The organism is Dellaglioa algida DSM 15638 (assembly GCF_001434695.1).
Lineage (GTDB): Bacteria > Bacillota > Bacilli > Lactobacillales > Lactobacillaceae > Dellaglioa > Dellaglioa algida.
In genome coordinates, this window is sequence record NZ_AZDI01000003.1 from 23,660 (window position 1) to 38,540 (window position 14,881).

General features: G+C 36.5%; 6 protein-coding genes and 1 pseudogene. 2 read left to right on the plus strand and 5 right to left on the minus strand.

What is annotated here, in order from left to right; all coding sequences use genetic code 11:
* Positions 1-37: 37 nt before the first annotated feature.
* The 4 genes and pseudogenes from FC66_RS03350 to FC66_RS03365 all read right to left on the minus strand — a co-directional run bounded on the left by FC66_RS03350 (position 38) and on the right by FC66_RS03365 (position 10,857).
* Complete coding sequence (locus FC66_RS03350; RefSeq protein WP_057973971.1) at positions 38-6,046, minus strand: isopeptide-forming domain-containing fimbrial protein; 6,009 nt, start codon at positions 6,044-6,046, stop codon at positions 38-40.
* Between the two features lie 9 nt (positions 6,047-6,055).
* On the minus strand, positions 6,056-6,253 hold the full coding sequence (locus FC66_RS03355) for a hypothetical protein (RefSeq protein WP_057973972.1): 198 nt from the start codon (positions 6,251-6,253) through the stop codon (positions 6,056-6,058).
* Positions 6,254-6,659: 406 nt separating this feature from the next.
* A complete protein-coding gene (locus tag FC66_RS03360; RefSeq protein ID WP_420911471.1) occupies positions 6,660-8,729 on the minus strand; it encodes a copper-translocating P-type ATPase in 2,070 nt (689 codons plus the stop codon).
* Positions 8,730-8,863: 134 nt separating this feature from the next.
* Positions 8,864-10,857 (minus strand): annotated as a pseudogene (locus tag FC66_RS03365) (PTS sugar transporter subunit IIABC).
* A 220-nt stretch (positions 10,858-11,077) separates the two neighbouring features.
* Here FC66_RS03365 and treR point away from each other — a divergent pair.
* The gene (gene treR, locus FC66_RS03375; protein WP_057973975.1) at positions 11,078-11,797 is read left to right on the plus strand and encodes a trehalose operon repressor; all 720 of its coding nucleotides are present in this window, start codon (positions 11,078-11,080) and stop codon (positions 11,795-11,797) included.
* 21 nt (positions 11,798-11,818) lie between these two features.
* The gene (gene treC / locus FC66_RS03380; protein WP_057973976.1) at positions 11,819-13,465 is read left to right on the plus strand and encodes an alpha,alpha-phosphotrehalase; all 1,647 of its coding nucleotides are present in this window, start codon (positions 11,819-11,821) and stop codon (positions 13,463-13,465) included.
* 76 nt (positions 13,466-13,541) lie between these two features.
* Here treC and FC66_RS03385 read toward each other — a convergent pair whose 3' ends face one another.
* Complete coding sequence (locus FC66_RS03385) at positions 13,542-14,849, minus strand: sialate O-acetylesterase (RefSeq protein WP_057973977.1); 1,308 nt, start codon at positions 14,847-14,849, stop codon at positions 13,542-13,544.
* Positions 14,850-14,881 lie beyond the last annotated feature (32 nt).

Sequence of the window (14,881 nt, forward strand, 5' to 3'; positions counted from 1 at the left end):
TATTTTTTATGGAAACTTATTTAAAAATTGTAGCTGATTAGTTTTTAGCTTTTTTGCGACGTGCAATAACGAAGCCGGCTAAACCTACTAATCCGATTCCCGCAAGACTTAATAATGTACCATCTGCATCATTAGTTTGTGGCAATTCTTTTTGTGTTGTTGGTGATGTGACGCCCGGTTGTGATGGTGCCGGTGTTACTGTTCCTGGTGCTGTTACTCCAGGTTTTACGGGCGGTGTTACTTCTCCCGGTTTTACAGGTGGTGTCACTACTTCGCCTGGTTTTGTTGGTGGTGTTACAGGTTTCGTTGGTGGCGTTACTTCACCTGGTTTTACAGGTGGTACAGGATTTTTAACTGCTGGAATTTCTACAGTTGCGTCAGGTGGCACAATCTTGTCACCATCTTTATCCGTACCCTCACCCTTAGCCGTATTCGCAATTTTTCCATTTTCTGGAATTAAAATGACCTTGGCTTTGAAAGTGATTACCTTAGATTCATCAGAGCGTAAATCTCCAATTGAAGCCGTTAAGATATTGTTTTTCCAAACGTCTTTATCAGAAACTGATTTACCATTTACAATGGTTGAACCTGCAACTAATTCCAAATGTTTTGTATCCAACGTATCGCTAATTACTGCATTGTACCAAGTACTTGCGTCAGCCGCATTTCGTGCCGTAATTGTGTACGTGAATGTGTCGCCTAATTTTAATTCTGATTGACTTGCCGTTTTTTCCAATGATGGGTTTGGTTTGATTGGATTTTTTGTTCCTGGCGTTGGTGTTTCTGGTACTTCTCCACCTGGTGTTGTCCCTGAACCCAAGGCAACGTTATCCAATTTACCATCTGCATCTTTAGTAACTGTAACGTCAAATCCGATAACGACTTTTTCTTTACCTTTTAAATCGCCGATATTAATTTTTAAGTTCTGACCGTTAAAGTTTTTGTCATCGGCCGCTTTTCCGTTAACTGTTAAAGTACCTGTTTTAAATTCTAGTCCTTTAACCAAATCATCTTTAACAATAACATTGTAAAGCATCCCAAATTCATTGACATTTTCAGCCGTAATATCGTAATGGAGGGTATCACCAATTTTTACTTCGTGATTATTCAAATCGTTTCCTTTAGCATCTGAAACAGCTTTATCCATTTTCAGTTTACCATCTTGGAAATCTGTTGGAACATCTACGGAAGCATCTGGTGGTGTGACGACATTACCCTTACTATCTGTACCCGTAGCTTGTGTCGTATTATGAACAATGCCATTTTCTGGAACAGCAATTACTTTTACCTTAAATGTAATTGAAACTGATTTTCCTGTTCCTAAATCGCCGATCTTAACATTTAACTTGTTGTCTGACCAAGCCTCTGTATCTGAAACGGCTTTGCCGTCAACTTTTGTTGTATCTGAAACATATGTTAAGTAACGTGCATCCAAGTTATCTTTAACAACTGCATCTTGCCATTTAGCAGCGTCTTTAGCATTACTTGCCTTAATCGTATATTCGAAAGTTTCACCTAAATGCGTTTTTTCTACATTAGCTGTCTTTTCTAATTTAGGTTCAGGATTTGCGCCGTTATTTGTTTCAGGCGTCGTTGTTGGTGGAATTTCTCCTTCTGGAGTTGTACCGCCAACTAAGGCCACGTTTTTCATTTCTGAACTAGCTTGATCGTTAACAATAACATCAAAACTTAGAACAGATTCTTCATTGTACTTCAGATCACCTACATTAACGCTGATATCTTGCCCCTTAACGTTGTTATCACTAACTGTATTAGCGTTAACCTTAAGTGAACCTGCCTTATAAGTGAATCCTTTTTCTAGAGAATCTTTAATGAAGACATTTGTGACAATACTATCTTTAACAACGTTTTTCACGTTGATCTCAAAGTGTAACGTATCGCCAACTTTAACTTCTTTTCCGTTTAAACTATTACCATCAGCATCAGAAACTGTTTTTAAACTCTTCAGTGCCCCGGGTGCATAGTCAATTGGAATGTTCACACTTGAATCCGGTGGCGCTACTTTGTTTCCTTCACTATCTTCCCCAGTTGCACTTGCTGTATTTTTAACAACTTTACTATCTGGGATAGCCTTAACTTTAACCTTAAATGTTACAATATTTTCCTTACCACTAGCAACGTCGCCTAATGCAACATTTAAAACGTTGTCTTTCCAAACATCTTTATCTGAAACTTTTTTACCATTAACCATTGTGCTATTTGGTATTAATTCCAAGTAAGCAGTATCTAATTTATCAGTAATACTTGCTTTATGCCAAGTACCAGCTTCAACAGCATTTTTAGCAGAAATTTTATATTCAATTTCCCCACCTAATGTTGTTTCACTAACATCACTTGTTTTCAGTAATGAAGGTTTTGGATTAACATAATTTGTTGTTGGTGGTGTTGGTGTTTCTGGTATTTCAGGATCTGTTCCTGAAACCAAGGCCACATTTTCTAATTCTCCAGTAGCATCTGGTGTTACCGTAACATCAAATCCAACCGTAAGAGATTCCTGACCTTTTAAATTACCTGCATCAAGATCTAATTTTTGACCATTAAAATTACTATCGTCTGCACTAACGACTGTACCATCTGGCTTAGTAATTGTTAACGTTCCTGTCGTGTATTTAAAGGCATTAATTAATTCATCTTTAACCTTAATACCCTTAACAATTGTCCCGACTTCGCTAATGTTATTTACGGTAACCTCGAAATGAAGTGTATCGCCAATTTTAACGATATCCCCATTTAGATTATTTCCTTTACTATCACTAACTGTTTTAACAATTGATAATTCCCCGACTCTATAATCTACTGGAACCAAGACTTTAGAATCTGGTGGATTAACAGCATTCCCTTTACTATCCTCACCTGTTGCTTTGGCAACATTAGGAATAACTGTTTGTGTTGCTGGAATTTCTTTAACTTTTACTTCAAATGTAATTGTTTTCGTCTCTCCAGCCTTTAAATCGCCGAGTTTCATTGTAAGACGATCTTTATTCCAAACTGTTGCATCTGAAACTGATTTACCATCTAATTTAGTTGAACCTGGAACATATTCCAAATATTTAGTTTCTAGACTATCAGTTACTTGTGCGTTATGCCAAATACCGGCACCTTTTTCATTACCAACTTTAATTCTGTATCCATATTTATCGCCCATTCCTAGAATGTGCTTTACATTTGATTCTTTCTTAAGCGTTGGTTTAGGTTGTGCGTTATTTTCTGTTTCTGGCGTTGTTGTTGGTGGCACTTCACCGCCTGGTGTTGTCCCTGAAACAAGTCCAACGTTTTTCAAATCGCCGTCCGCATCTTCTGTGATTGTAACGTCAAATCCAACAGTTACATCTTCTTGACCCTTTATACTTCCAACGTTAATTGATAAGTCTTGGCCCTTGAAGTTCGTATCTGAAACTGTCTTTTTAACGCCGTTAACGTCTGTCACTGTTAATGTTCCTGTTTTAAAGGCGAATGCTTTAATTAAAGAATCCTTAACGATAACGTTCGTTACAATACTATTATCGACCGTATTTTTCACTTTAATATCAAAATGAATTGTATCGCCGACTTTTACTTCTTTACCATTAATATTGTTACCATTTTCATCTGTTACAGTTTTGGTTGAGATTAACTCACCGTCTTTGTAATCAACAGGAGTGCTAACCTTGGCATCTTTTGGTGCAACTTCTTTACCAGCCGCATCTTTACCTGTTGCGCTAACGGTATTATCAATAATCTTCTTAGCTGGAATATTAATGACTTTTACTTTGAACGTAACTGTCTTAGATTCTCCAGCTTTTAAGTTACCTACTTTATAAGTAAATGTCTTATTGTTGTTCCAAACGGTTGCATCAGATAGTGCACTACCGTCTGATGTTGTACTGTTTGCAACTAATTCTAAGTTAGTTGTATCTAAATTATCTGTCATAACAACATCATTCCAAGTCCCGTTAGAGCTTGGATTTGTTACTTTTAATGTGTACGTAAATGTGTCACCTAATTTTGCTGATTTCACGCTCACACTCTTTGTTAATTCAGGTTTAACAACTTCTTTATAATTTTTAAGATCTAATGTAGCTGGTGTTTTTTGATCTTTAGTAATCACAAGACTATGGCTCTTTGTATCTTTAATGTAACCAGGAAGTGCTGAAGATTCTTCAACAGTATATTTACCTGGTTCTAAATAATGTAAGTCAAATTGACCTTTATCATTTGTTGTTAAGTTACTTTTAATGACTTTACCATTAGCATCTTTTAAAACATACTTAACGCCTTTTAAAGGTACGCCCGTATCACCATCTGTTTTAGTAATAACGGCATCGCCATTGTAAATCGTTGTCTTGTTAGATTCTACTGGATTAGCGTATTTAGAAGAGAACATCGCTTGATTCAAGATATCCCCGGTTCCATTAACCTTAACTTGGAAAACGATATCTCGTTTTGTTCCCGGTTTGACGTCACCCAATTTAATTGTTCCGTTATTCCATACTGCGTCAGTTTGTTTATTACCATCAATTGTTAATGATCCTGGTACATAAGTATGACGACCATCAAGAACATCTTTAAGTTCAGCAGCAAGTAAGTCTTGCGTGTTTTTCTTGTCAGATTCATAAGCTAAACGGTATTCAACAATATCGCCTTTTTTCTCAATAGTTGTTGTTTTGTAATCAGCATCTTTGTTAGTGATATTTTTAACATCTTTTTTCAATGTTGATTTTGTTTGATCAGGCAATTTATCAATTGCTACGGCTTGATTATTTGTGTAAGTTCCTGTTGATCCTGTGAATCCCCAGTAAACTTGTTCGCCACCGAATAAAGCGTTTGGATTAGCAATTTTGTAAGTCTTGCTACCAAATCCTTCAATCGTGTACGACAATGTTTTACTTTGAGAAGACCATGACATGTCTACTTTACGCCATTTGTTGTTAGCCAATTGGTTTGTAGCTGTACCTAACATTGCATTTTCATGGTTACGTGCGACAGATTGTGTCTTTTGGATTGCGATATGTCCGTAATCCTTAGCACTCATATTGATATCATCATCATTTGTTCCAACCGTTGCAGCGTTGTTTCGGTAAGTATCAAATTCCAGAGCTAAACCATTTTTAATATATTTATCTTCATCTCCAGATTTACCGTAGGCACCAATACCGGCACCACTTGCACCAACAGCAGCTAAGCCCTTGGGATCATTTTGCATTACAAAGGTAATCCCATCGGCACCCTTATTAGGTTGGTTCTTATCACCTAAGAAGACATACATGCCCATATCAAAATCTTTGGCCAAGTCAATTTTATTTTTGTACCAAAGTCCACCTCTCATGTACGTTTTATCATCAGTAACGACAACTTCATTTTTATTAGTTGGATGAATATATGAATCATATCCATTTATTACTTGGAAAGTATCTGCTAAAACGATATTTGATTTTGGTGGATCTGGCACTTCACTTGGTAATTGACGTGTCGTTTGTTTGATATCTTTAACGTTGCTACTTTCGCCTCGAGCCATTTTAGCTTCGGCTGAGTCATCTTTTGTTGTTTTATCTTCTTTAACCGCTTCTTTTGTTGCTTTTTCAGAGATCAGTTTAGCGTTAATTACTTTTTTACTTGTTTTACCATTTTTATCGAAATCTTTTAAGACAATGTCACCCTTTTGACTTTGGCCTTTGTTAGCAACCAACGTTAATAGGATTGTTTTGCTGACTTTATAATCATCTAAATTAAATGTCAGTTTATTTGTATCTTTTGCGTAATCTACTTTATTTTGTGTTAACCCATCTGCAGATTTATACGTTAAGAAATCAGGTAGTTCAATTTCCATTTTTTCTAGGTTAACGCGACTATCACTAATTTTAAGCTGGTACTCGCCCTTTTCTGTTACGTCTAATTTTTCCATTGTCTTATCTTTACTATCTAAGACATTAATTCCTTCAACTGCTTTTGCTGATACGCTTCTCATTTGATTCATAACTGATAATGGTGACGAAATAACTTGCATTACAATATATAATATTGTAATTGCCTTATATAATATACCCATCTATATCCCCTACTTTCCTTTTACGTGAACTGTAACGGCATTTGATTTCTCAGATATTTTCTTTGCCGTTTGTTTTTTCGAATGACTGCTACTTGTTGTACTTTCGCTCGACGTTTTTTTAGTTGTATTACCACATCCCGAAGTGATACCCCCTACAAACATGAATAGTACAATTAAAAATAATATTTTTTTTACTTTGCTTACCACATGTATACCCCCTTATGTCGTTCAAGATTTATACCTTATTGTATTACTATGTTTGTAGGATATCATTATTATTATGCGCTTTCTATTTTATATCGCACACGATTTAATTATAGAACTCGGTCTTTTAAGTTATAGATTGCATTACATGGGGCTACATGTCGTGTGCAACACTAAAACGCTTTATAAAAACTTTATTTATAAATTTAGCTAGTTCATATTCATAGTTTAAAATATCGTATTATATCTATCATTATTGATGTAATTTCACATTTCATTAACGTTTTTTTATTCAATTAGACAAAAAAAGAACCTCCCATCATTTGAGTCTAAAAACGACCCAAAAAGGAGATTCATAATAGTTAATCATCTAAATAAGGTTAATATTATACCAATATATTCTGACGTTCTAATCATGTAGCGTCATTGCATTTACAGCAACAACAATTGTGCTCAATGACATCACAACTGCACCAACTAATGGGCTCAAAATAAAGCCAACTGGTGCTAATATACCGGCAGCTAATGGTAACGCAATAATATTATATCCTGCACCCCACCAAAGATTTTGAATCATTTTCAATCTAGTGTTGCGACTTAACGTCAAGAATTTTAATATATCCGTAGGATTACTTTTAACTAATATCACATCGGCAGAATCAATAGCAACGTCAGTTCCCGATCCAATTGCCATACCGATTGTCGCTCCAGCCAAACTTGGGGCGTCATTAATTCCGTCACCAACCATAATGACATTATGTCCTTCGCTCTCCAATTGCCCGACAATTTTCGCTTTGTCTTCCGGCATTAAATTAGCGCGAACGTCTTCAATTCCCAATTTGACACCGACCTTTTCAGCGGCGTGTTGGTTATCACCCGTCAACATGATCGTTTTAATACCCATCTTTGTTAATTGTTCAACTAATCCATATGATTCCTGTTTAATTTGATCACCTTGAGCGGCGTACCCGATCACTTTATCATTTTGAATTAAGTAACTGATAGAATCACCTTCATTATCTGAAACCATCTCATCGGTTAATAACTGATTCTTTTTAACGTATGCCTCAGAAACAATTTTATATAAATTGGCTTTAATATGACCCTCTAAACCAATACCGTTAATTTGTTGTGTATCACTTGCGGTTGGAATTTCAAGATTTAAATCTTCTGCTTTTTGAATAATCCCCTTGCCCAAAGGATGCGTTGATCCGCGTTCTAATGAAGCCATTAAGCCAATAATTTCTGATTCAGAAAAATATTTTGAATACGTTTTATAGTTCGTTACCACAAAATGACCTTCTGTTAAAGTTCCCGTTTTATCCACAAGTAATGTATCAATTGTGTGTGCAACTTCTAAGGCATTTCGATTTTTAATCAATAAACCATTTTTGGCCGAGAGAGATGTACTTCTCGCAACAACTAGCGGAATTGCTAATCCCAATGCATGGGGACAGGCAATAACCAGAACGGTCACAAGAATTGATAGCGCCTGACTAAATGTTCCTGTGAACAACCAAACAACAAATGCTAAAATTCCGACAGATAAGGCAGCATAAAATAAATATCCCGCAACTTTATCAGCTAATGTTTCAGTATTTGATTTTTCTGATTGCGCTTTTGAAACTAATTTAACAACTTGAGCCAAGTATCCCGTTTCACCAGTCCCAGTAACAGTCAATGTAATCTCACCGTTGCCATTCACCGATCCACCAACGACTTTATCATCAATTGTTTTCTCAACTTGTTTTGACTCACCGGTAATCATCGCTTCATCAACATTCGTTTTACCAGAAATAATTAAGCCATCTGCCGGAATTGTTTCGTTGCCTTTAACTAATAGTACGTTTCCTACTTGTACTTGAGTTAAATCAACTTCTTTAATGTCATTATTTCCATCTATTACATGCGCTTGCTTAGGCAAAAGTTCTGCTAGTTTTTGTACGGCATCGCCCGCTGCCATGATGGCATTCATTTCAATCCAATGTCCCAACAACATAATCACAATTAAGGTTGCCAGTTCCCAGAAAAAATCCATTACATGCTGACTTGGGTCGACAATATTATTCATGATTACCGCGTACAAACTATATATGTAAGCAACGCTAATACCCATCGCAATCAAAGTCATCATTGCTGGCTTTCTATCCGCCAGCTCCATTTTTGCACTGTCTAGAAACGTTTTACCACCATAAAAGAACAGGGCGGTCCCAATCGCCGTTACGACCCAATCAGATCCAGTAAATGTGAATTGAAATGGTAATTTAAGCCCCATCATGGGAGTCATTAAAATAATTGGGATTGCCATCACCAATGATACCCAAAATTTTAATTTCAAGTTTCCCATATGTATCATATGTCCGCCAGGCATATCATCCATATTCATTTCATCGTGGCCCATCCCTTGCATATCCATATGTTGATGGTCCATATTTTTCATATTATCATGATCCATGTTACTCATATTCTGATGATCCATCATTATCGCCTCCATAATTTATATAATTAGTTTACAATTGTAAACTTTAAAAGTCAACTATTTCGATTCAATAATCTAAAAGAACTCGCAAAAATGCCCTCAAAGTTTTTTCAACTTTAAGGGCATTTTGTTTATTAATCTTTACCGATAGTTTTACGACGAGTGACGTTTTTTGCAGCAGTCACATCTGAATCTTTAAATCCGAAGAACCATGTGCAAGCAAATGCGACGATAATTGTCACAATTGATGCGATCCAGAAGTTAATTTGATTACTCATACCACCACCAAATTTTAAAGGTGTAAAGAATGAAGGAAATCCAATTAACGATCCTGTAAATCCGTACATATTAACATTTAATAACCCGGCGACTAATCCACCAACGGCACCACCGATATTTGCCGCTAAGAAAACACGACCATATTTCAATGTAATCCCGTAGATAGCGGGCTCAGTAATACCACTGAATGCGGCAATCACGGCGCCACCTGATAATTCTTTAATGTTAGCAATTTTTGATTTAATCATAACTGCCATTACAGCAGCACCTTGAGCAACCATCGTAATTGACACAATAGCGTTCAAGTAGCTATAACCTTTTGATGCGATATCATTCGCAATTAAAGGAACAACTGCCCAATGTAATCCAAAGATAACTAAACATTGGTATAATCCCCCAATGACAAAACCTGCGATAGGGTAGTTTGCTGTTAAAATTGCGTTTAAAATAATAGAAATACCTGTACTAATTAAGGTAATAATAGGTCCAACAATAACAATAATAGCAGCTGATACAATCATAACTTCTAATAATGGTACAAAAATCATTCGTAATACTTGTGGAATGACTTTTTTAAGCCCTTTTTCAACGTAATGCGCCAACCATGCACCAGCAATAATTGGGAAGATACTGTATGTGTAATTAACCATGTGAATTGGTATACCAAACAGATTAGTGTTCAATGACATTCCCAACACCTGGCCGAAAACTTTCGTTCCTGTTGCAATTCCGAAAAGTGATGGATAGACCAAGACACCCCCGACAATAGCCATAATAATTGGATCAGATTTTAATTTCTGCGCAGCCGTAAATCCGACGATGATAGGCAGAAAATAAAATGCTGAATCTCCCATTGCCGATATAAATATATAAGTTTGTGATGTGGCTTCTGTCCAATGAAAATCGACAGCCATTTGTAGTAATCCTTTTAAAATACCACTAGCAGCCAATAGTCCGATCACGGGCATCATTGATCCCGTGATAACACCAATTAATCCATTGAACCCGGCATTTAATTTACCCCGGAATGTCGTTGGTTGTTCATCTGCTTGTTGGTTGTCGTCGTTAGCATCAACCTCGCCACCCGCATACTCTGTCCCTAATTGCGCAATAACTGCATCATAGACCTCAGTAACGGCTGGACCAATCACAACTTGATATTGACCAATGGCATGGCGAACATCAATAACGCCCGTTAAGTTTTTAACAACCTCATCATCAGCTTTACTTTCGTCTACTAGATAAAAACGTAACCGCGTAATACAGTGAATTAGGCTCTTAATATTTTCTTTGCCACCAATTTCTCTAATAATGTCAGTCGCTAATTGCGTATAGTCTTTTGCCATAACTAGTTCTCCCCTTTCGCAGTACCGGAACCTAATTCTGTACCACCATCAAACACTTGTGGTTCTGGTAATGTTAACTGGTCTAGCTGGTCACTTGTATTCGTTATGACAACTATTAAAACATCATCTAATTTTGCTTCAGAAACCTGTGCTAAATTCATGGTACCGAGTAATTCTCCCCCACGAACACGCGCGCCCTTTTTAATATTAATATCAAATGGCGCACCATTTAACTCAACCGTATCAACGCCCATATGCAATAAAACTTCTAACCCATTGTCCATCGTAAACCCAAGCGCATGTTTCGTAGAAGCAACTAATGTAACTGTTCCAGATACAGGACTGTAAATATTCCCTGTTGTTGGTTTAAACCCAAATCCATCGCCCATTAATTTTTGAGCAAAAACTGAATCACTAACGTCTTCCAATGAAATTAATGACCCTGTAGCTGGTGCATACAATTTATCATCGTTGATTTTTTGTTTTCTTCTAAAAATTGACATTACTTTTCCTTCTTTCTTTCGTTAATCCCATTTCCAACATAATAGTTCATGGCATATTTACTTAAGAACTATTAATTAAACGCTTTCAAGTTACACTTATAATAAACCTGTATATACAACATGTCAACGCTTTCTTTTTATTTATATAAAAGGTTTATTGTCTCTTGTATAGACTTGATTATTTGTGTTAAAATGGCTTTATCATTTGGAGGTAATTATCATGACTAACCAAAATAAATATCTAGGTATCTATCAAGACCTTGTCACTAAAATCACGCACAATATTTACGAAACGGGATCATACCTGCCTAGTGAAACGCAACTTAGCGAATTATATGGCAGTTCCCGCGAAACAATTAGAAAAGCTTTACAAAATTTACTAACCAATGGTTATATACAAAAAATTCGTGGTAAAGGGTCATTAGTTTTGGACGTTAAGCGTTTCGTTTTTCCCGTCTCAGGAATCACCTCTTACAAGGAGCTTGACGAGTCTCTCCAGATGGAGTCAGAAACTAGGGTTCTTCAATTAGTTGACATGACGATTCCAACAGGAAGTTTTGCTCCCGAATCTGTTGTTGGTGACCAAGCTACTTTCATTGAACGATTACGTCTTGTGAAAAATGAACCTAGCGTTATTGACCGCGATTACATACTTTCAAATATCGTACCTACTGTACCAATGGCGGTTGCTCAAGACTCCATCTATGATTATTTTGAAAATAAATTAGGTTTAGAGATTAGTTACGCCGTTAAGAAAATTACAGTTGAACCGGCAGACCCAACTGTTCAAAAGCTATTGGATATTCCAGAAACTGAATCCGTTGTAGTGGTTCGAAGTGAAACCTACTTGCAAGACAGTCGACTCTTCCAAATAACCGAAGCAATCCATCGCGCAGATCGCTTTAGTTTTGTTGAGTTCGCTCGTCGAATTAAAAAATAAATAAATCATGGGAGAGTAACTATGAAATTTGAAGATAAAATCATTTACCAAATATATCCCAAATCATTTAATGACAGTAATAGTGATGGCGTGGGTGATTTACAAGGAATTATCGATAAGATTCCTTACTTAAAACAACTCAATATAGATATGATTTGGTTTAACCCATTTTTTATTTCGCCACAAAATGATAATGGTTATGATATTTCAGATTATTATCATATTGATTCTCGTTTTGGAACTATGGTTGATTTTGAAGAACTTGTTTCCAGGCTTAAAGCCATTGGAATTGAAGTCATGTTGGATATGGTTTTCAACCACACTTCAACTGAACATGACTGGTTTCAAAAAGCGCTTAATGGCGATCCAAAATATTTGGACTACTATTATGTTCGTGACCCCAAGCCTGACGGTTCTCCACCAACTAATTGGCAGTCAAAATTTGGTGGCTCCGCGTGGGAACCTTTTGGCGAAACCGGTAAATACTACCTCCACTTATATGACCCAACGCAAGCTGATTTAGATTGGCATAATCCAGCGGTCAGGGAAGAGATGTCTAAAGTTGTTAATTTTTGGCGTGGAAAAGGTGTTAAAGGATTTCGATTTGACGTCATTAACGTCATCGGAAAAGATGTTCAACTAATTGATGCGCCTGAAAACAGCGATGGTAAATTTCTGTATACGGACAAAAAAATAGTTCATCAGTATCTACGAGAATTAAATCAAACCAGCTTTGGTCAAGATCCTGATGCCGTAACAGTTGGTGAAATGTCTTCTACCTCGATTGAAAATTGCGTTGAGTACACTCTGGCAGAAAGAAACGAATTATCGATGGTCTTTACTTTTCATCATCTGAAGGTTGATTATAAACATGGAAATAAATGGTCAACAACGCCTTTTAATTTTATGAATTTAAAGACTATCTTAAATGATTGGCAATTAGGGATGACTGCTGGCCATGGTTGGAACGCTCTTTTCTGGAATAACCATGACCAACCTCGCGCACTTAACCGTTTTGGTGACCCGATTCATTACCGTGAAAAATCATCAGAGATGTTGGCAACAACCATTCATTTATTACGCGGAACGCCATTCATTTATATGGGTGAAGAAATCGGTATGAGTAATCCGCAATATGAAAAATTATCTGATTATAATGACGTTGAAACGAAAAATGCTTATGCAGAGTTGTTAGAAAACGGAAATAGCCCCGCTGAAGCATTGACAATCATTCAAGCGAAATCTCGTGATAATAGTCGAACACCTATGCAATGGAACCAGTCTAAGTATGCAGGATTTTCAACGCAGACACCGTGGTTAATGCCCACAAACCAAGCAATAGTGAATGTTGAAAACGAATTAGCAAATGGCGAGATTTTTAACTATTATCAGGGACTCATTCGGTTGCGCAAAACACATCCAATTATTTCGATGGGCGATTATGCACCACTTCTCTTGAACAATACGCGTGTATTCGCCTATCAACGAATACTAAAAAATCAACGATTAATTGTTTTGAATAATTTCTACGGCAAAGAAACAATCGTTTCTTTGCCCGAATTTAATGGTACGGTTTCGACAATTATTAACAATTACCCAATAAATACTGCTCTAACAACAAGTGTGACATTAGCACCTTACCAATCAGTTGCTTTCTTAGTTAACTAGCAAAAAAGAGCGTCCTTATCATTTGAAGTGACATTCACTTCGATGATAAGGACGCTCTTTTTATAGCTTACTAGACTTAATCAAAATATATTCTAAAGGGACTTACAGGTGTATGATTTTCATTCCATAAGCCTGCTGTAGTCACATTAGCATATGCATACTGTAATCCTAATGAGTCTTCTTCTAATTGAATCTTGATATCATTTGTGCCTAAATCGATCACTGCAGGTTTTAAGACATCCCCTGGCATGATCCATTTCAAATCAATTGGGTAAACAGTTTCGAGTTGTTCACAATTTGAAAAATTAAGGCGCATTTGTTTAACATCAGCAGAAATTTCAGATAATTGAGGACTCGTTTGCATTTCATCAAACTTACCGAAGTTAGAATATAATTCAATAATACGATATCCCAATTGTCTCTTACTACTTGGATGTATTTCATCAGCAGAAGGTTCGTCCATCGTCGTTACTAAGTAAACACGATTTTCCGTTGCGGCAAACTGTTGCTGCGCTTCACGAATTTCTGCCCATGAGTTAACAATATTTTTGTTATATTGTGGTAATTGAATAATATAGGTTGGTAATTTATTTTGTTTGAGCGTTTTACGCCATTCACGGATTAGTTTCTTTAAAAGTAATCCATAATGTTTCGTATCTATTCCGGCATCTCGTTCACCTTGGTACCAAGCTAACATCTTAAAGCGATAAGGTCCCACTTGTGACAACATTGTGTCATAAAGATTTTCAGATTCTTCTAAACTAGGAATCTTAGTATCAACATAAGCTGCCTTTAAAGTGGCATCATTCATTAGCGTTTTTTCTGAGACCCAGCTTGCAGCCGAAGTTCCATTTTTTGCGCATAAAACAATACCAACCGGTGTATATTCATCGTATTGACGAATTTTTTTAGCCATATAATAACCCATTGCAGTAACATCACCGATATTTTCTCCGTCAACAATTTGCCAAGGATTATCTTCTGTTGATTGCGTTTCTGGTATATTAATAAAACGGAGATTCATCATTGGCATCGATTTATTATGTTCATATTCATCATCTTGGGCCATTTTAAAATTAGCATTTGATTGACCGGCAACTAAGAAAACATCGCCAAATTGGACATCGCGTAAAATAATTTTATCTGTACCAGATGTTACTAAAATAGTCACAATTGTAGGTGCCAAAAATGAAATACTTTCAATCAGGAAATACCCTGTTTCGTCAGCAATTCCAGTTTCAACTGTATCTTCGCTACCGCCCATTGAAATGGTTACGGTCACTTCTTGATTAGGTTCTGCGTAGCCAAAAAAACGCGTCGTTTGGTCTTGTTGCAAGACCATATGGTTAGTAAATAGTGGTGCTAATCGTAATGTAGTTGCCACTGTTAAACCTTCTTTCTAGTCGTTGTCCATTA

What these genes read in the sequence shown, in the direction of transcription:
- treC (WP_057973976.1), top strand. Translation starts at nt 11,819, where the DNA reads ATGAAATTTGAAGATAAAATCATTTACCAAATATATCCCAAATCATTT.
- FC66_RS03360 (WP_420911471.1), bottom strand. Translation starts at nt 8,729, where the DNA reads ATGGATCATCAGAATATGAGTAACATGGATCATGATAATATGAAAAAT.
- treR (WP_057973975.1), top strand. Translation starts at nt 11,078, where the DNA reads ATGACTAACCAAAATAAATATCTAGGTATCTATCAAGACCTTGTCACT.
- FC66_RS03350 (WP_057973971.1), bottom strand. Translation starts at nt 6,046, where the DNA reads ATGGGTATATTATATAAGGCAATTACAATATTATATATTGTAATGCAA.